Source organism: Streptomyces sp. NPDC029138, from assembly GCF_055564375.1.
Genome location: NZ_JBVHWM010000030.1, coordinates 23,693 through 42,415 on the forward strand (window position 1 = coordinate 23,693; position 18,723 = coordinate 42,415).

Below are 18,723 nucleotides of genomic sequence, written 5' to 3' on the forward strand. Positions count from 1 at the left end.
CGGGTCCGGGGCGGGGCCGGTTGTCAGTGGGCGCCATTAACCTCGTATGCGTGTCGTCTCTCGCGCTGTACCGCCGCTACCGCCCGGAGACCTTTGCGGAGGTCATCGGGCAGGAGCATGTCACCGACCCGTTGCAGCAGGCGCTGCGGAACAACCGGGTCAATCACGCGTACCTGTTCAGCGGGCCGCGCGGATGTGGCAAGACGACCAGCGCGCGCATCCTGGCCCGCTGTCTCAACTGTGAGCAAGGTCCCACTCCGACGCCCTGTGGCGAGTGCCAGTCCTGCCGCGACCTCGCGCGCAACGGACCGGGCTCGATCGACGTCATCGAGATCGACGCGGCCTCCCACGGTGGTGTGGACGACGCCCGTGAGCTGCGCGAGAAGGCATTCTTCGGACCCGCCGGCAGCCGGTACAAGATCTACATCATCGACGAGGCCCACATGGTCACGTCGGCCGGTTTCAACGCGCTGCTGAAGGTCGTCGAGGAACCGCCCGAGCATCTGAAGTTCATCTTCGCGACCACCGAGCCCGAGAAGGTCATCGGGACCATCCGGTCGCGGACCCATCACTACCCGTTCCGGCTGGTGCCGCCCGGCACCTTGCGGGACTACCTCGCCGAGGTCTGCCAGAAGGAGAAGATCCCGGTCGAGGACGGCGTACTGCCGCTCGTCGTGCGCGCGGGCGCCGGCTCCGTGCGTGACTCCATGTCCGTCATGGACCAGCTCCTCGCCGGTGCCGGAGAGGACGGTGTGACGTATGCCATGGCCACCTCCCTCCTCGGCTACACCGACGGCTCCCTGCTCGACTCCGTCGTCGAGGCCTTCGCCACCGGTGACGGCGCCGCCGCCTTCGAGGTGGTCGACCGGGTCATCGAGGGAGGCAACGATCCGCGCCGCTTCGTCGCCGACCTGCTGGAGCGGCTGCGGGACCTGGTGATCCTCGCCGCCGTGCCCGACGCCGTGGAGAAGGGGCTCCTCGACGCCCCGGCCGACGTCCTGGAGCGGATGCAGGCCCAGGCCGAGACCTTCGGCGCCGCCGAGCTGAGCCGCGCCGCCGACCTCGTCAACGAGGGCCTGACCGAGATGCGCGGCGCCACCTCGCCCCGCCTCCAGCTGGAACTGATCTGCGCCCGTGTCCTGCTCCCCGCCGCCTACGGCGACCAGCGGTCCCTGATGGCCCGGCTCGACCGCCTGGAGCGCGGCATCAGCTTCTCGGGCGGCGCCGGTGCGCCGTCCATGGGGTACGTCCCCGGTCCCGAGGCCCACGGCGGCGCCCTCGCACCGGGCATGGGTGCAGGTGCCGGTCCGGGTGACGGTGGCGTGTCCGTGCCGCCCGGCGGGGGGCCTGCGGCGGCCCGTGCGGCGGTCCGGGCCGCGGGTGGCCCGGCCGTGGCCGGTACGCCGGCCGGGGCTCCGGCTGGTCCGGGCGGTGCCTCTGGTCCGACGGGTGCGGGTGAGCCGGCTCCGGTCGCCCCGGCCGCTCCGGTGCCTACGACGCCTGCCCCCGCGCCTGCTCCCACCCCCGCTCCCGCTCCTGCCGCCCAGGCTCCGGCTGCCCCTGCCGCCCCCGCTCCCGGTGCCTGGCCCACCGCTGCCTCCGCCGGTGGCGGCCGCCGCCCCGGTGGCTGGCCCACGGCCGCCGCTCCGGGCGGCCAGCAGGGCCAAGGCCAGGGTCAGGGCCCCGGGCAGGGTCAGGGCCCGGCGCAGGGTCCGGGTCCCGGTCGTCCGGCCCCCGCCCAGCCGCAGCCCCAGCCGTCGTACCAGTCGGGTCGGCCCGCGCCCCCGGCCGCTCCGGCGCCTCAGGCTCCCGCCCCGGCCGCCCCGGCCGGCGGTCTCGACCCGCGCGCGCTCTGGCCGAACATCCTGGAGGCCGTCAAGAACCGCCGTCGCTTCACCTGGATCCTGCTCAGCCAGAACGCCCAGGTGACCGGCTTCGACGGCACGACCCTCCAGCTCGGCTTCGTCAACGCCGGCGCCCGTGACAACTTCGCCGGCAGCGGCAGCGAGGACGTGCTGCGGCAGGCGCTGGCCGAGCAGTTCAACGTGCAGTGGAAGATCGAGGCGATCGTCGACCCGTCCGGCGGCGGCTCCGCCCCGCCGGCCGCAGGTGGCTACGGCGGCGCGCCCAGCGGCGGCTACGGCGGCTCTCCCGCCGGTGGCCATGGCGGCGCCCCCGGCGGTGGCTACGGCGCCCCGGCCGCACCCCGCCCCGGAGGCTCCCAGCCGTCCCCGCAGCCGCCTGCCGCCCCGCAGGGCAGCGCTCCGGCCGCGCCCTCCGCGTCCGCCCCGGCCCCTCGGCCGACCGCCGCGCCCGAGCCGCCGCCCGTCTCCATCGAGGACGACATCCCGGAGGACGACGACCCGGATCTCAACGAGTCCGCGCTCTCCGGCCATGAGCTGATCGTGCGGGAACTGGGGGCGACGGTGGTGGAGGAGTTCACCAACGAGTGAGGGCTGCCGTGCGCGCGGAGCAGCCCCTTTGGAGGAAAGTCCAACAAACCCGGCGCCCAGCCTTCGGCAACCTTGCCATTAGGCTGACCCCCGTGAAGGTCCTCGTCATCGGCAGCGGCGCCCGCGAACACGCCCTGTGCCGCTCCCTGTCCCTCGACCCCGACGTCACCGCGCTGCACTGCGCCCCCGGCAACGCCGGCATCGCCGAGGTCGCCGAGCTGCACCAGGTCGACGCGCTCGACGGCGCCGCCGTGGCCGCGCTGGCCACCGGTCTCGGTGCCGAACTGGTCGTCGTCGGCCCGGAGGCCCCGCTGGTCGCCGGCGTCGCCGACGCCGTCCGCGCGGCGGGCATCCCGGTCTTCGGTCCCTCGCGGGAGGCCGCGCAGCTGGAGGGGTCCAAGGCCTTCGCCAAGGACGTCATGGCGGCGGCCGGCGTGCCGACCGCCCGCTCCTACGTCTGCGCCACCGCCGAGGAGGTCAACGAGGCCCTCGACGCCTTCGGCGCCCCCTATGTCGTCAAGGACGACGGTCTCGCCGCAGGCAAGGGTGTCGTCGTCACCTCCGACGTCGAGGCCGCCCGGGCGCATGCCGCCGGGTGCGAGCGCGTGGTGATCGAGGAGTTCCTCGACGGCCCCGAGGTGTCCCTGTTCGCCATCACGGACGGCGAGAGCGTCGTCCCGCTCCAGCCCGCCCAGGACTTCAAGCGCGCCCTGGACGGCGACGAGGGCCCGAACACCGGTGGCATGGGCGCGTACTCGCCACTGCCGTGGGCCGACCCGAAGCTGGTCGACGAGGTGCTGGAGACCGTGCTGCGGCCGACGGTGGACGAGATGCGCCGCCGGGGCACGCCCTTCTCCGGGCTGCTCTACGCCGGTCTCGCGATCACCTCGCGCGGGGTCCGGGTCATCGAGTTCAACGCCCGCTTCGGCGACCCGGAGACCCAGGTCGTGCTGGCCCGGCTGAACACCCCGCTGGCCGGTGTCCTGATGGCCGCCGCCACCGGCAACCTCGCCGACCTGGCGCCGCTGCGCTGGAGCGAGGACGCGGCCGTCACCGTCGTCGTCGCCTCGCACAACTACCCGGGCACCCCGCGCACCGGCGACCCGATCACCGGCCTGGACGAGGTGGCCGCCGAGGACGCCCCGCACGCGTACGTGCTGCACGCCGGCACGAAGCGGGACGGCGACGCGGTCGTCAGCGCGGGCGGACGCGTGCTGTCCGTCACGGCCACCGGCAAGGACCTGGCCGAAGCCCGCGAGCGGGCGTACCGAGCGGTGGGCCGGATCCGGCTCGACGGCTCCCAGCACCGCACCGACATCGCGGCGAAGGCGGCACAGGCGGCGCAGGCGTAGGCGCAGGCGTCAACGCGGCCGCTCCCACGCACCCCAGGCCCCGGACGCAATCCGGGGCCTGATCTTTGCTGTCTGTCACCCAGCTCTGACCAAAGCCATTCCATCGAGTGAGCAATCGCCCATATGGCTGACGAGCGCCGGGGCCCCAACTAGGGTGCCGCGCAAGCGTTCCGGCACATGGCCCACCGGCATTGCGATGTCAGTGGCGGGTGCCACAGTGGGGGAGTGAGCAAGACCAGGGCAGCACCCGATCGGCAGGGAGGGGGCGAGATCGGCACGTGACCGGAATCGGTGTGGAGTTGGGCGCGCAGGCCGCGCGCTCCCGGGCCCTCGCCGTGCTGCGGGTCCGGGGCCGGGCGCTGGCCGTGGCCCTGCTGCCCGCGGGTGCCGCGGTCATCCTGCTGACCGGTGCCTCCACCGGCCATCTCGTCGGCCCGGGCTGGGACGTCGCCCGGTGGGTCGTCGGCGTGCTCGCCGTGCTGGTGCTGCTGGCCGCGGCCGGCATCGGGGTGGTCGTGGCCCGGGCGCGCCCCGCCATGAGTCCCACGGTGCCGATCCCGGAGGAGTCCGCCCCGGACCTGTACCGGATGGTGCGCGACCTCGCCGACCGGCTGGACGTGCCGGCGCCCTCGGCCATAGCGCTCACCCCGGACTGCGACAGCTGGCTGGAGGACCGGGCCCACTCGGCCCACGGCCCGCCCCCGCGTCCGGCGCCCGACGAGATAGCGGGCCCCGGCCGCCGCCGGACCCCGGTCGCGCCGGTCCTCGTCATCGGCTCCCCCTTCCTGTGGTGGATGCGGGTCGGCGAGCTGCGCGCGGTCCTCGCCCCGGTCATCGCCGGTACGGGCCCCTCGGCGCACCCGGACATAGCCGCCGCCCGGCGCTTCGTGCGCGGGCTGGACGCGGCCGTGGCGGTCGCCTCGACCAGGGGCCGCTGCCCGCTGACCCGCGGGGTGTGCGCCGCCCTCGGCTGGGTGGCCCGTCTGCTGCTGCGCGGCTGCCGGGAGCACGCGACGCAGATGGAGCGCGGGGTCGCGGCGGCGGCGGCCGAGCGCGCCCAGGCGGTGGACTACGGCCTGCGGATCGTCGCCCAGGAGCAGGTCGGGCTCGCCTACGCCGGCTGGGACCGGCTGCTGACGAGAGTGGCGCTGCCGGCCTGGCGCATGGGGCGGTGGCCGTCCCGGCTGGACGCGGGTGTGGTGGCGGCGCTCACCGAGCTGTCCCGCCGGGACCGGCTCGCCGAGGGCTTCACCTCCCGGCTCGGCGAGCGGCCCGCGTGCGACCTCCTGGAGGAACCCGGCGCGATCGACGAGGCCGCCTCCCTCCTCGCCGCCCGGCTCTTCCACGGGGGCCCCGCCGAGTCGGGCCCCGACTGGGCGCCGGTGGACTGGCAGGCGTACCCCGAGGAGGTCGTGGACCGCACCTGGCGCGCCGACGCGGCCCGCCTGCACCGCGTCCTGGACACCCTGGGCGTCCGCCCCTCCCTGGACCCCCGAACCCCCGACCCCGGCGGCCCCACCCTGGCCCGAGTCCTGGACCACCTCACGGCTACCGCCGGGGGGAGGGTTTCGGAGGCGAGGGGTGCCATGGGCGCTGGGGCTTCTGGTTCCGCAGCGGAGGATGCCGGTTCGGGCGCCGAGAGCGCCGTGGCCGCCGGCGCTTCCGCTTCCGAGACGGACGGCACGATCGCGGAGGCGCCAGGTGCCCTGGACGCCGGGGCTTCTGGTTCCGGAGCCGAGGGTGCCGTGGGCGCTGGGGCTTCTGGTTCTCGAACTGATGGCGTCGGCGCGGGGGCGGCGGGTGTCCCGGACGCAGGCGCTTCCGCTTCTGGAGCCGACGGCACCGCCTCCGGTACCACGGGTGTCCCGGCCCCCGGCCCTTCCGCTTCCAAAGCTGATGGTGCTCGTGCGGGGGCGCCGGGCACTCCGGTCGCCGGGGCTGCTGGTTCCAGGGCCGACGGCTCCGCTCCCGGGGTGACAGGCACCTCGGCACCCGGCCCTTCCGGCTCCGGAGCCGGAAGCGCCGGTGTGGAGGGCTCACCGGCAGAAGACAGCGTTCCGGGAACCACGGGTGCTCAGTCGGCAGGCCCCGCTGCCTCTCAAGCCGACGGACCGGCCCCTGTCGACGCCTCCGCCACAGCACCCGGCATCCCCGCCGACGAGGCTGCCACCTCCGCCGGCAGTGCCCTCGCCGCCCCGGAGCCCGGCCCTCAGCCTCCCTTCGGTGAGGAAGAGGACCCCACCACCGAGCGCAGTGCCGCTCTCGCCGCCGGGCTGAGTGCCGAGCTGGCCCGGGAGGAGGCCGCCGGGGTGGACGGAAGCGGCGCGGGCGGGCGGAGCCCCGAGAGCGCGCAGTGGGACGAGTTCGCCTGCGGGCTGCCCCCCTTCCCGCTGCAACCCCAGCGCACCGCCCGCGAGCTGCTCGCCGACCACGTCACGGCGATGGTGTGCTGCGCGGCCGTCGACACCGCCGGCGCGGTTCCCGCCCTGGACTGGCTGGACGGCCCGTCCCTGCTGCTGGGCGGCGAGCGGGCCGCCGATCTCGCGCCCAAGGTCCTCGTCCTGATCGAGGAGGGAGACCCGGGCCCGCTGCGCGACTGGCTGGCCGTGTCGGGCATACGCCCCGAGAAGCCCGTACGTCTCGTCTGACCCGACGGCGAACCCGCCCGTCCCCGCCCGAGGCGATCTCCGCAGACCCCGGCCCAGCCGAGCCCCACGCCACATGTACCGGAAAAGCGACTTCCACTTCAGGTCAATTAACAACGACTAGTGACCGGGCCCGTGCGTTATGTGATGTGCTGGGACCGACCACGCCTTTGGCAAAGGCACGCGACATAAGACAGCACAGCCGAGCACACCGAGCACAGCGAGAACAGTGAGCACCACCGAGACAGGCACGGGGGGCATGAGGGAGGGGAGCGACCATGGCCTCGGACCACATCCGCCGCTGGGAGTCCGGAGCACTCGCGCACGCCGTCACGGACCCCTTCGGACAGGGCCCGCTGCCCTGGCTGCGCGGCAGTGAGACGTACTTCGACGACACCGGCCAGGTCGTGCCCTGGTACGTCGACCCCAGCCCGCAGCAGCTCACCGGCGGCAACCGGGCACGCGTCCCGGCGCCCCGCGCGTCCGATGCCGGCCCCCGCGCGGCCGACGACGTGCACCGCCAGATCAAGGGCTTCACCTCCACCGGCGCCGTCGCGCCCGGCGAGGCGATCGACTTCCACATCACGGTCGACCCGCCACAGCAGTTCAGCGTGGACATCTACCGCATCGGCCACTACGGCGGCGACGGCGCGTCCAAGATCACCACGAGCCCCCGCCTCTCCGGCATCGTCCAGCCCCCGCCGCTGACCGCCGACCGCACGGTCTCCTGTCACCACTGGTGGCTGTCCTGGCGCCTCCAGGTGCCCTCCCACTGGAGCATCGGCGCCTATGTGGCCGTCCTCACCACCGTCGACGGCTACCGCTCCCACGTGCCCTTCACGGTCCGCGACGACCACCCCGCCGACCTCCTCCTGCTGCTGCCGGACATCACCTGGCAGGCGTACAACCTGTACCCGGAGGACGGCCGCACCGGCGCCAGCCTCTACCACGCCTGGGACGAGAAGGGCCGGCTGCTGGGGGAGCCCGACGCGGCGACCACGGTGTCCTTCGACCGGCCGTACGCCGGTGCCGGCCTGCCCCTGCACGTCGGCCACGCCTACGACTTCATCCGCTGGGCCGAGCGCTACGGCTACGACCTCGCCTACGCCGAGGCCCGTGACCTGCATGCCGGCCGGATCGACCCCACCCGCTACCGGGGCCTGGTCTTCCCGGGCCACGACGAGTACTGGTCGGTGCCGATGCGCCGGGCCGTCGAGGACGCCCGCGACCGTGGCACCTCGCTGGTCTTCCTCTCCGCCAACACCATGTACTGGCAGGTGGAGCTGGGCCCGTCCCCGTCCGGCGTCCCGGACCGGCTGCTGACCTGCCGCAAGCGCAAAGGCCCCGGTAGGCCGGTGCTGTGGCGGGAGATCGACCGGCCCGAGCAGCAGCTGGTCGGCATCCAGTACGCGGGCCGGGTCCCCGAGCCGCATCCGCTGATCGTCCGCAACGCCGGCCACTGGCTGTGGGAGGCGACCGGCGCGCAGGAGGGCGACGAGATCCCGGGCCTGGTCGCCGGCGAGGCGGACCGCTACTTCCCGCGCACCCCGCTGCCCGAGCACGACGAGCGCATCCTGCTCGCCCACTCCCCCTACACCGACAACGACGGCGTCCTGCGCCACCAGGAGACGTCCCTCTACCGCGCCCCCTCCGGCGCCTGGGTGTTCGCCTCCGGCACCTTCGCCTGGTCCCCGGCCCTGGACCGCCCGGGCCATGTGGACGCCCGTGTCCAGCGCGCCACGGCGAACCTGCTGGACCGCATCTGCAAACGCGACTGACACGACGCGGCCGACCCCCGGGCGCGCCCTATCACCCTCATACGGGAGAATCGAGGCATTGGACAGAACCACGGGGAGGAACCGTGTCCGGATTCGTAGAAAAGCCCGACCCGATCGAGGTTCCGGGCCTGGTGCACCTGCACACCGGAAAGGTGCGCGAGCTGTACCAGAACGAGGCGGGCGACCTCGTGATGGTCGCCAGTGACCGCATCTCCGCCTACGACTGGGTGCTGCCCACGGAGATCCCCGACAAGGGCCGCGTCCTCACCCAGCTCTCCCTGTGGTGGTTCGACCAGCTGCGCGACCTCGCCAGGAACCACGTCATCAGCAGCGAGGTGCCCGAGGGCGCCCCGGCCGACTGGGCGGGCCGCACGCTGGTGTGCAAGTCCCTGAAGATGGTGCCGGTGGAGTGCGTGGCCCGTGGCTACCTCACCGGCTCCGGCCTCGCCGAGTACCAGGAGTCCCGTACGGTCTGCGGCCTCGCCCTCCCCGAAGGCCTCGTCGACGGCTCCGAACTCCCCGCCCCGATCTTCACCCCGGCCACCAAGGCCGAGGTCGGCGAGCACGACGAGAACGTCTCCTACGAGGAGGTGGCCCGCCAGGTCGGCGCCGAGACCGCCGCCCAGCTGCGCCAGGCCACGCTCGCGGTCTACTCGCGCGCCCGGGACATCGCCCGGGACCGGGGGATCGTCCTGGCCGACACCAAGTTCGAGTTCGGCTTCGACGGCGACACCCTCGTGCTCGCCGACGAGGTCCTGACCCAGGACTCCTCCCGCTTCTGGCCGGCCGACCAGTGGCAGCCGGGCCGCGCCCAGCCGTCGTACGACAAGCAGTTCGTGCGGGACTGGCTGACCTCACCGGAGTCCGGCTGGGACCGCAAGAGCGAGCAGCCCCCGCCGGCCCTGCCGGAGGAGGTCGTGGCGGCGACCCGGCAGAAGTACGTGGAGGCGTACGAGCGACTGACGGGCACCAGCTGGAAGTAGGAGACGAAAAAGACCCCGGTCCAGTGGACCGGGGTCTCATCCCGAGCGGACGACGAGGCTCGAACTCGCGACCTCAACCTTGGCAAGGTTGCGCTCTACCAACTGAGCTACGTCCGCGTTGCGCCGTGGCGCGACAGCTACTATACCCAACCTCGCTCGCGTGCGAGACGCACCGCCGTATGACGGTTCTCCGCGCCGAGCTTCGTGACCGCCGAGGAGAGGTAGTTCCGCACGGTCCCCGGTGACAGCGTGGCCCGCTCGGCGATCTCCGCGACCGGTGCCCCGTCGGCGGCCAGCTCCAGCACCTCGGCCTCCCGCGCGGTCAGCGGCGAGTCCCCGGCGGAGATCGCGTCGGCGGCCAACTCCGGGTCGACGTAACGGTTCCCGGCGTGCACGGTCCGGATGATCTCGGCGAGCCGCTGGGCGCTGACGGTCTTCGGGACGAACCCGCGCACACCGGCCGCGAGCGCCCGTTTCAGATGCCCGGGCCGTCCGTGCCCGGTGACGATCAGCACCTGGCAGCCGGGCAGTTCGGCGCGCAGGGATGTGGCGACCTTCACACCGTCGGCGCCCGGCATCTGGAGGTCCAGGACAGCCACGTCGGGCTGGTGCGCCCGGGCCATGGCCAGCGCCTCGGGCCCGCTCGCCGCCTCCGCGACGACCAGCAGATCGTCCTCCAGGGACAACAGCGCGGCCAGCGCCCCCCGGATCAGATGCTCGTCGTCGGCGAGCAACAGCCGTACCGGAGCGCTCATGAGGTGGTTCCTTTCCCACATGTCACAGAGTCCACCGTGCTCAGGGGCACTTCCGCCACCAACCGGAACCGGTCGCGCCGCGTGCCGGCGAATCCCGCCTCCAAGGTCCCGCCGACGGCGGCCAGCCGTTCCCGCAGCCCGGCCAGCCCCGATCCGCCGCCACCGCCACTCGACGCCACGGCCCCGTCGTTCTCCACCGTCAGCACCGCGAGCCCCTCCCGCACCGAAAGCCCCACCAGGCACCGGCCCGCGTCCCCGTGCCGCAGCACGTTGGTGGTGGCCTCGCGCACCACCCAGCCGAGCGCGGACTGCACCTCGGCGGGCAGCCCGCCGGTCTCCGCGCGGACCTCGCAGTCGATCCCGGCCGCCGCCAGCACCCCCTGGGCACCGGCGAGTTCCACGCCGAGGTCGGCCTCGCGGTAGCCGCGGACGACGGCCCGCACCTCCCGCTGGGACTCCTGCGCGATGCGCTGCGCCTCGATCATCTGCTCCACGGCCTCCGGCCGCCCCCGCCGGGCCAGTTGCACGGCCAGCTCGCTCTTGAGGGAGATCAGGGACAGGTTCCGCCCCAGGACGTCGTGCAGGTCCCGCCCGAAGCGCAGCCGTTCCTCGGCGACGGCGAGCCGGGCCTCCACCTCCCGGGCCCGTTCCGCCTCCCACAGCACGGCCAGGGTCCAGGCGCCGCAGCGGCAGGCGAGCAGCGCGAACACCGTCTGGAAGGCCACCATCAGCCCGGTCGCGAGGAGCCCGACGCCGTCGTGGTCGGCGAGCCACACGGCCCCCGTCAGCACGGCCGCGAACACCGCCGACCGGCGCAGGAACACCCGTACCGGGACGGTGAGTCCGTACAGGAGCCCGAACGGCAGCAGGGAGGCACCGATCGCCAGCCGGACCGTCATGGGGCCGGCCGCGTCCAGCGCCGATAGGGCCACGGTCAGGGCCAGGGCCAGGGCCAGCAGGACGGCCGGGGTGCGGTGGGCGTCGGCCGGCAGCCGGGCGCGCCCCAGGTAGTGGTCGAGGGCGGGCCGGGTGAGCCGGTTGGAGGCCGCGCACTGGAGGGCCGCCACGAGGACGAGCAGGGCGCCGAGGACGACCGCCACGGGCCGGTGCCTGAGCCCGCCGACCAGGGGCAGCATCAGCCAGCCGAGCGAGAAGAACCAGGTCGTGACGTACCAGGTGACGACCGTGTACAGCTCGACCCGTTCCGCCTTGCTGCGCTCACGCCAGTGCCGCTGCTGCCACCGCCGTATCCGCCCCACCATGCGCTCCCCCCCCCGTTCCTCAGCGCCGGGGCTCCCACCGGAACCACCGCCGTACAGCAAACACCGCCACCACGGTCCAGGCCAGCGCGGTCGCGAGCGCGCCGAGCACCTCGTACGCGCTCAACTCCCCGGTCCAGCCCGCCCGGACGAGCCGGATCGCGGGGGACAGCGGGAGCAGCTCGCAGACGGAGGCGAGCTTCTGTGGCATGACCTCGGTGGGAAACATGATCCCGGAGCCGATCATCGACACGAACACCAGCGGCAGCGCGGTGACCTGGCCGCTCTCCACGGTCCGGGTGAAGGACGCGGTGAGCGCGGCGAGCGCGGCGCTCAGCACCAGCCCGGCCGCCAGCCCCAGCACGGTCAGATACGGCGCCTCGGGCGCCCCGGCGTCCAGCAGGACCGCGCATCCGGCGCACAGCAGCAGCGCCTGCGCGAGGCCGAGGCCCAGGGCGGGCAGGGCGGTGCCGGCGAGGATCTCGGGGTCGGTGAGTTCCCCGGTGCGCAGCCGTTTGAGGACCAGTTCCTCGCGGCGGGCGACGTAGGCGTTGACGAGCGAGGTGTAGACGGCGAACAGGAGGGAGAAGCCGATCGCGGCCGTGAGCATGGCCGCGCCGATGCTGATGCCCTGCTTCTCCACGTCCAGCTGGTCGAGGGCCGGGCGCACGCTGAACGGCAGCGCGAGGGGTACGACGAGCGCGGTGAACACGACCCCGCGGTTGCGGCCGAGGAGGGCCAGCTCGGCCCGTGCCAGCCCCCGAAGCCGCCGTACGGAGGGCGTGAGGGTGCCGGGAGAAAGGCCGCTCATGCCGCCGCCTCCTGCTCCCGCGCGATCCCGAGGAAGGCTTCCTCCAGCGAGGCCGAGCGCACGTCCAGGGCGCGCAGTTCGACGCCGGCCCGCTCGGCCCAGACGAGCACGGCGGTGGCGGTCCGCTGGAGTTCGCGGGTGCGCAGCCGTACGACCCGGCCGTCGGTCTCGTGCCCGCAGACGCCGAGGTCGCCGAGGGGCGGAAGGTCGCCGAGGAAGTAGCCGTCGGGCAGTTCGAAGGACATCCGGGAGGGGCGGCCGGCGGTGACCTCGGCCGGGGTGCCGGAGGCGGCGATACGGCCCTCGTGCAGGATGGCGAGCCGGTCGGCGAGGCCCTCGGCCTCCTCCAGGTAGTGCGTGGTGAGCAGCACGGTGGTGCCGGCGTCCCGCAGCCGGCGCACCAGCGCCCAGGTGTCGCGGCGGCCCTCGGCGTCGAGCCCGGTCGTCGGCTCGTCGAGGAACAGCACCTCGGGGTCGCCGAGCAGGGCGAGCGCCAGGTCGAGGCGCCGCCGCTCCCCGCCGGACAGCTGCTTGACCCGCACGCCCCGCTTGCCCGCGAGCCCCACCAGCTCCAGCACCTCCGCCGCCCCATGGCTCGTTCCGCTCCGGGCGCGGCCCCTCGGCCCACTCACGACCGGCCGGGCGCCGGTCGTGCAGTCCGCCCACATCCGGGTGGTCTCCGCGACGGTCAGCTCGGCGGGGAAGCCGCCCTCCTGGAGCATGACGCCGGTGCGGGGCCGTACGGCGGCCCGCTCGCGGCAGGGGTCGTGGCCGAGGACCCGGACCCGGCCGCCGGCCGGTGCGGCGAGTCCTTCCAGCAGTTCGACCGTGGAGGTCTTTCCGGCGCCGTTGGTGCCCAGCAGGGCGAAGATCTCCCCGCGCGCCACGGAGAAGGTGATTCCGCGTACGGCCTCGAACCCGCCCCCGTAGACACGCCTGAGGTCGGTGACCTCGATCACGTGCTCGTGTCCGTCGATGTCCATGACACCAGCGTCCCGGCGGGGCGACCCGGCCGGCAGTGCGCGGTATCACCGCTGGGCATGACAAATGTCAGAGAGGCCTGGCCGGACGACGAAAAGACCCCGGTCCAGTGGACCGGGGTCTCATTCCCGAGCGGACGACGAGGCTCGAACTCGCGACCTCAACCTTGGCAAGGTTGCGCTCTACCAACTGAGCTACGTCCGCACTGCTGCCGATCGGCTCCCACCGATCGGTGCGAGCACCAGCCTACCTGATCCACAAGCGTGGTCGTGTCGGCGGTGCAGAGCGGGTGACAGGAATCGCACACTGCGCCTTCCCCCTGGAAGGGGGATGTTCTACTACTGAACTACACCCGCACGGCCTTCGGGATCGGCCTGTCGGCCTCGCCCCTCGGCGTGTCCCAGACATTAGCTGATCAGCAGGGGGGTAGCGCAAGTCGGTTCCCCTCAAGGCCCCGTATGCCCCAAGTGCACGGTCCCCAGGGTCCTCTGACGGGCCCTGGGGACTCGCCCCTTCGCGGGCTCACTGCGCGGCGCTGAACGCCTCGTAGACCTTCTTCGGGATGCGTCCGCGGGCCGGGACGTCCATCTTGTTGGCCTGGGCCCAGGCGCGGACGGCCGCCGGGTCGGGGGCGACCTCCGTCTGCTTGTACGCCTTGCCGGACCGCGACCGCTTGCGGCCGGCCTCGACGTAGGGCGCGAGCACCTTGCGCAGTTTCTCGGCGTTGCTTTCGTTCAGGTCGATCTCGTACGACTTGCCGTCGAGTCCGAAGGCGATCGTCTCCGCCGCTTCCGAGCCGTCGATGTCGTCAAAGAGAGTGACCACGACCTTTTGCGCCACGAATATCGGTCCCTTCGTGCAGCACGTCCTTACAGCTCAACGCCGACGACGTGCCGAGTATCGGCTATTGCCAATTCATTTGTACAGTGCCCGGCAATGCAAAGTGAAGCCCGACTAAATCCGTCCGCGTGTCCGGGCGCAATAGGTGTGACGGACGGACTGTGGAACTTTCCCAGAACTTTTCACGGGTGTGTGGCTTCGACACCCGATCGTGATGCGCCTCACGTACTTTCCTCCAACTCTACTCGCGTAGAAATTTTGTGCGGGTAGTCTGAAGGAACCTGCTCAGCACCACACACCGGGAGTGCCAGTGGCACGCGTCGTAGTCGACGTCATGCTCAAGCCGGAGATCCTCGACCCCCAGGGCCAGGCGGTCCAGCGTGCGCTGCCGCGCCTGGGTTTCCAAGGGATCTCGGACGTACGTCAGGGAAAGCGTTTCGAACTGGAAGTCGACGGGCCGGTCGACGAGGCCGCGCTCGCCCGCATCCGCGATCTTGCGGAATCCTTCCTCGCCAACACCGTGATCGAGGACTTCACGGTCCGGGTCGATGAAGTCGCGGAGGCGGCCAAGTGACCGCTCGTATTGGCGTCGTCACTTTCCCGGGCAGCCTCGACGACCGGGACACCCAGCGCGCTATCCGTATCGCCGGGGCGGAACCGGTCGCCCTCTGGCACAAGGACAAGGACCTCAAGCAGGTCGACGCCGTCGTGCTGTGCGGCGGTTTCTCCTACGGCGACTACCTGCGGGCCGGCGCCATCGCCCGCTTCTCGCCGGTGATGGAGCCGCTCGTCGAGCAGGCGAAGGCCGGACTGCCGGTCCTCGGCATCTGCAACGGCTTCCAGATCCTCACCGAGGCCCACCTCCTCCCGGGCGCGATGCTCGGCAACGACCACCTCCACTTCATCTGCCGCGACCAGAAGCTGCGGGTGGAGAACGCGGAGACCTCCTGGACCGGCGACTTCCGCCGGAGCCAGGAGATCCACATCCCGCTGAAGAACATGGACGGCCGGTACGTCGCCGACCAGTACACGCTGGACAAGCTGGAGGCCGAGGGCCGGGTCGTCTTCCGGTACCTCGACTTCAACCCGAACGGCTCGCTCAACGACATCGCCGGCATCACGAACGAGGCCGGGAACGTCGTCGGCCTCATGCCGCACCCGGAGCACGCCGTCGAGCCGCTGATCGGTACGGGCCGTACCGACGGGCTCCCGTTCTTCACCTCGATCCTCAAGAAGCTGGTCAACGCATGAGCCGGACGCCTCTGGACACGGTCGAGCACGCGGCCGCGACCCCCGACGTCGAGCTGCCCTGGGCCGAACTCGGTCTGAAGAAGGACGAGTACGAGCGGGTGGTGGAGATCCTCGGCCGCCGCCCGACCGGCGCCGAACTCGCCATGTACTCGGTCATGTGGTCCGAGCACTGCTCGTACAAGTCCTCCAAGGTCCACCTGCGCCAGTTCGGCGAGAAGGCGCCGCAGAGCGACGCGCTGCTCGTCGGCATCGGCGAGAACGCCGGTGTGGTGGACGTCGGCCAGGGCTACGCGGTCACCTTCAAGGTCGAGTCGCACAACCACCCGTCGTACGTCGAGCCCTACCAGGGCGCGGCCACGGGTGTCGGCGGCATCGTCCGCGACATCATCGCGATGGGTGCCCGCCCGGTCGCGGTGGTCGACCCGCTGCGCTTCGGCGCGGCCGACCACCCCGACACCAAGCGCGTCCTGCCGGGCGTCGTCGCGGGCATCGGCGGCTACGGCAACTGCCTGGGCCTGCCCAACATCGGCGGCGAGGTCGTCTTCGACGCCTGCTACCAGGGCAACCCGCTGGTCAACGCCGGTGCCATCGGTGTGATGCGGCACGAGGACATCCACCTCGCGAAGGCATCCGGCGCGGGCAACAAGGTCGTCCTGTACGGCGCCCGGACCGGCGGCGACGGCATCGGCGGCGCGTCGATCCTGGCGAGCGAGACCTTCGACGACGCCAAGCCCTCGAAGCGGCCCGCCGTGCAGGTCGGCGACCCCTTCCAGGAGAAGCTGCTCATCGAGTGCACCCTGGAGGCGTTCCGGGAGAAGCTGGTCGTCGGCATCCAGGACCTCGGCGCGGCCGGTCTGTCCTGCGCCACCTCCGAGCTGGCCTCCAACGGCTCCGGCGGCATGCGCGTCACCCTGGACGACGTCCCGCTGCGCGACTCCACGCTCTCGCCCGAGGAGATCCTCATGAGCGAGTCGCAGGAGCGCATGTGCGCGGTCGTGGAGCCCGACAAGGTCGACCGCTTCCTGGAGATCTGCGAGAAGTGGGACGTCATCGCCACCGTCATCGGTGAGGTCACCGACGGCGACCGGCTGGAGATCTTCTGGCACGGCGAGAAGATCGTCGACGTCAACCCGCGCACGGTCGCGCACGAGGGCCCGGTCTACGAGCGTCCCTACGCGCGCCCCGAGTGGCAGGACGCCCTCCAGGCCGACGACGCGAACAAGCTGCCCCGCCCGGAGACGGGCGAGGAGCTGAAGGACCAGGTCCTGAAGCTGGTCGGCTCCCCGAACCAGGCCTCCAAGAAGTGGATCACGTCCCAGTACGACCACTTCGTGCAGGGCAACACCGTCCTCGCCCAGCCGGAGGACTCCGGCATGATCCGTGTGGACGAGGAGACCGGTCTCGGCGTCGCCATCGCGACGGACGGCAACGGCCGCTACGCCAAGCTCGACCCGTACACGGGCGCCCAGTTGGCCCTGGCCGAGGCCTACCGGAACGTGGCGACCACCGGTGCCAAGCCGCTGGCCGTCTCCGACTGCCTGAACTTCGGCTCGCCCGAGGACCCGGCGGTGATGTGGCAGTTCGCGGAGGCCGTGCGCGGTCTCGCGGACGGCTGCCGGCAGCTGGGCACCCCGGTGACCGGCGGCAACGTCTCGCTCTACAACCAGACCGGCGAGGCCGCCATCCACCCGACCCCGGTGGTGGCCGTGCTCGGCGTGATCGACGACGTCGCCCGCCGCACCCCGGTCGCCTTCCAGGAGGAGGGTCAGCTGCTCTACCTCCTCGGCGACACCCGCGAGGAGTTCGGCGGCTCGGCCTGGTCCCAGGTGATCCACGACCACCTGGGCGGTCTGCCCCCGCAGGTGGACCTGGAGCGCGAGCGCCTGCTGGCCGAGATCCTGATCTCCGCCTCCCGCGACGGCATGATCGACTCCGCGCACGACCTGTCCGACGGCGGTCTGATCCAGGCCGTGGTCGAGTCCGCGCTGCTCGGCGAAAAGGGCGCGCGTCTGGTCGTACCCGACGGCCTGGACGCCTTCACCTTCCTGTTCTCCGAGTCGGCCGGCCGCGCGGTCGTCGCCGTGCCGCGCTCGGAGGAGGTCCGCTTCAACGACATGTGCGGCGCGCGCGGCCTGCCGGTCACCCGTATCGGTGTCGTGGACGGCGACGCGGTGGAGGTCCAGGGCGAGTTCACCCTCTCCCTCGCCGAGCTGCGCGAGGCCCACGAGGGCACCATCCCGGCGCTGCTGGCGTAGCGGAGCCCCTCGGGTCGTACGACGACGCCCCCGTCCGGACGCGGTCCGGGCGGGGGCGTCCGCGTGCACGGCGACAGGAGTCCGGTGAAAGTCTTCGCACGGGTCCGTAAGGATGCGCCCGGCCCACGACATATATGCGGTGTGGAGACCTTGCAGACACGGAGCGACCGTGACCGCGCCGCACGCTTCACGGACTTGTACGTCCGTGAGCACGCGCGCGTGTGTGCCTTCGTGCACCGGCGGTCGGGCGACCGCGAGGCGGCGGAGGAACTGACCGCCGAGGTCTTCCGCACCGCGTGGGAGCGCATGACCATCGGTCAGGACGTGGGCAGCGGCTGGCTGTTCGTCACCGCGCGCAACCTGCTGAGCAACCACCACCGCTCCAGGGCCCGCCTGACGGAACTGCACCGCACCATCGCCGACGCGGTGGGCCGCGCTCCCGCGTCCGAGCGGGACGACGCCGTCCTCGACGCCCTCGACCGGCTTCCGTCCGCTCACCGCGAGGTCCTGCTGCTGAGCTACTGGGACGGGCTCAGCGCCGCCGAAGCCGGTGAGGTCCTCGGATGCAGCGCGTCCGCGGTCTGGGTCCGGCTGCACCGGGCACGCAAAGCGTTCCGCGCCGTATACGACCTGCCTCAGGAGCCAGTGTGATGCGTGTGAAGTCTCTGATCGAGAAGGCGAACCCGGTCCCGGCCACGGTGCGCGAGGGCCTGTCGGCGCGCGCCGCCGACGAACTCACGGCGCTGGTCGGATCCGCCGGCGCCACGCCGTCCGCGCCCGCCCGCCGGTCCCCCCGGCGGGGCGCCCTGATCGCCGCGGTCGCCTGCGGTGCCGCCGTCGCCCTCGGCGGTGTCACGCTCGCCGGCCTGCACAGCGACCCGGCCGGGCCGGGCAGCCGTACGGCCGGGCCGAAGGCCGGTCCGGCGGGTCCGGGCGAGGCCTCGGGCGGCGTCGTCGCCGACGAGCCCTACTTCGGCAGCACCGCCGAGCTGGAAGGAGCGGCGAGCCTGATCGTGCGGGCGCGGCTCGGCGCCGGGCACGAGGAGACCGTCGACGACGCCCGCGTGACGGTGGCCACGGCGAAGGTGGTGGCGAGCGCCAAGGGCGGGACACCGGGCGATTCCGTCCGGCTGTCCTACACGACGCCCGGGACCGGTCCCGAGACCGCCGCGCTCACCTCCGGGAAGGAGTACGTGTTCCTGCTGGAGAAGGCCGACGGCGGACGCTATGTCCTGGTGAACACCACGCAGGGCTGGTACGCGGTCGAGGACGGTACGGCGGTCGCCGCGCGGGACAACGGGGTGGCTCTGAGCCCGGGCGTGCGCGAGGCTCTCGGGCTGGCACCGCGAGGCCGGTGACG

General features: G+C 72.6%; 15 protein-coding genes and 3 tRNA genes. 10 read left to right on the forward strand and 8 right to left on the reverse strand.

Features of this window, described 5'->3' with window-relative positions; all coding sequences use genetic code 11:
- Positions 1-50: 50 nt before the first annotated feature.
- The 5 genes from ACZ4WH_RS23055 to ACZ4WH_RS23075 all read left to right on the forward strand — a co-directional run bounded on the left by ACZ4WH_RS23055 (position 51) and on the right by ACZ4WH_RS23075 (position 9,211).
- Positions 51-2,453, forward strand: coding sequence for a DNA polymerase III subunit gamma and tau (locus ACZ4WH_RS23055; protein ID WP_468183245.1), 2,403 nt, complete (start codon positions 51-53; stop codon positions 2,451-2,453).
- A 92-nt stretch (positions 2,454-2,545) separates the two neighbouring features.
- Positions 2,546-3,805: a phosphoribosylamine--glycine ligase gene (gene purD / locus ACZ4WH_RS23060; protein WP_468183247.1), complete on the forward strand. Its 1,260-nt coding sequence runs from the start codon at positions 2,546-2,548 to the stop codon at positions 3,803-3,805.
- Between the two features lie 278 nt (positions 3,806-4,083).
- Positions 4,084-6,453: a hypothetical protein gene (locus ACZ4WH_RS23065; RefSeq protein ID WP_468183249.1), complete on the forward strand. Its 2,370-nt coding sequence runs from the start codon at positions 4,084-4,086 to the stop codon at positions 6,451-6,453.
- Between the two features lie 275 nt (positions 6,454-6,728).
- Positions 6,729-8,228 carry a N,N-dimethylformamidase beta subunit family domain-containing protein gene (locus ACZ4WH_RS23070; RefSeq protein ID WP_468183251.1) on the forward strand — a complete coding sequence of 500 codons (1,500 nt, stop codon included), beginning with the start codon at positions 6,729-6,731 and terminating at the stop codon, positions 8,226-8,228.
- 83 nt (positions 8,229-8,311) lie between these two features.
- A complete protein-coding gene (locus tag ACZ4WH_RS23075) occupies positions 8,312-9,211 on the forward strand; it encodes a phosphoribosylaminoimidazolesuccinocarboxamide synthase (protein WP_468183253.1) in 900 nt (299 codons plus the stop codon).
- Between the two features lie 44 nt (positions 9,212-9,255).
- On the opposite strand, the gene ACZ4WH_RS23080 is transcribed toward ACZ4WH_RS23075, so the two are convergent.
- The 8 genes from ACZ4WH_RS23080 to ACZ4WH_RS23115 form a co-directional block, all read right to left on the reverse strand.
- A tRNA-Gly gene (locus tag ACZ4WH_RS23080) sits at positions 9,256-9,328 on the reverse strand.
- A gap of 23 nt (positions 9,329-9,351) precedes the next feature.
- Positions 9,352-9,966: a response regulator gene (locus ACZ4WH_RS23085; RefSeq protein WP_468183255.1), complete on the reverse strand. Its 615-nt coding sequence runs from the start codon at positions 9,964-9,966 to the stop codon at positions 9,352-9,354.
- Positions 9,963-11,228 (reverse strand): sensor histidine kinase, encoded by a 1,266-nt coding sequence (locus ACZ4WH_RS23090; RefSeq protein WP_468183257.1) that lies wholly within the window; start codon positions 11,226-11,228, stop codon positions 9,963-9,965. The genes ACZ4WH_RS23085 and ACZ4WH_RS23090 overlap by 4 nt, the downstream gene beginning before the upstream one ends.
- A 19-nt stretch (positions 11,229-11,247) precedes the next feature.
- Positions 11,248-12,036 (reverse strand): ABC transporter permease, encoded by a 789-nt coding sequence (locus ACZ4WH_RS23095; protein WP_468183259.1) that lies wholly within the window; start codon positions 12,034-12,036, stop codon positions 11,248-11,250.
- Positions 12,033-13,019, reverse strand: coding sequence for an ABC transporter ATP-binding protein (locus tag ACZ4WH_RS23100; RefSeq protein WP_468183261.1), 987 nt, complete (start codon positions 13,017-13,019; stop codon positions 12,033-12,035). The genes ACZ4WH_RS23095 and ACZ4WH_RS23100 overlap by 4 nt, the downstream gene beginning before the upstream one ends.
- 129 nt (positions 13,020-13,148) lie before the next feature.
- Positions 13,149-13,221, reverse strand: a tRNA-Gly gene (locus ACZ4WH_RS23105).
- 80 nt (positions 13,222-13,301) lie between these two features.
- Positions 13,302-13,373, reverse strand: a tRNA-Gly gene (locus tag ACZ4WH_RS23110).
- Positions 13,374-13,539: 166 nt separating this feature from the next.
- A complete protein-coding gene (locus ACZ4WH_RS23115) occupies positions 13,540-13,857 on the reverse strand; it encodes a histone-like nucleoid-structuring protein Lsr2 (RefSeq protein WP_468183263.1) in 318 nt (105 codons plus the stop codon).
- Positions 13,858-14,167: 310 nt separating this feature from the next.
- Between ACZ4WH_RS23115 and purS the strand changes: the two genes are divergently transcribed.
- The 5 genes from purS to ACZ4WH_RS23140 all read left to right on the forward strand — a co-directional run bounded on the left by purS (position 14,168) and on the right by ACZ4WH_RS23140 (position 18,721).
- Positions 14,168-14,431 carry a phosphoribosylformylglycinamidine synthase subunit PurS gene (purS, locus tag ACZ4WH_RS23120; protein ID WP_030656923.1) on the forward strand — a complete coding sequence of 88 codons (264 nt, stop codon included), beginning with the start codon at positions 14,168-14,170 and terminating at the stop codon, positions 14,429-14,431.
- Complete coding sequence (purQ, locus tag ACZ4WH_RS23125) at positions 14,428-15,108, forward strand: phosphoribosylformylglycinamidine synthase subunit PurQ (RefSeq protein ID WP_468183266.1); 681 nt, start codon at positions 14,428-14,430, stop codon at positions 15,106-15,108. Before purS ends, purQ begins: the two co-directional genes overlap by 4 nt.
- Positions 15,105-17,363 (forward strand): phosphoribosylformylglycinamidine synthase subunit PurL, encoded by a 2,259-nt coding sequence (purL, locus tag ACZ4WH_RS23130; protein ID WP_468183268.1) that lies wholly within the window; start codon positions 15,105-15,107, stop codon positions 17,361-17,363. Before purQ ends, purL begins: the two co-directional genes overlap by 4 nt.
- Before the next feature lie 141 nt (positions 17,364-17,504).
- Positions 17,505-18,014, forward strand: a complete 510-nt coding sequence (locus ACZ4WH_RS23135) for an RNA polymerase sigma factor (RefSeq protein ID WP_468183270.1) — start codon at positions 17,505-17,507, stop codon at positions 18,012-18,014.
- Positions 18,014-18,721, forward strand: a complete 708-nt coding sequence (locus ACZ4WH_RS23140) for a hypothetical protein (RefSeq protein ID WP_468183272.1) — start codon at positions 18,014-18,016, stop codon at positions 18,719-18,721. The genes ACZ4WH_RS23135 and ACZ4WH_RS23140 overlap by 1 nt, the downstream gene beginning before the upstream one ends.
- Positions 18,722-18,723 lie beyond the last annotated feature (2 nt).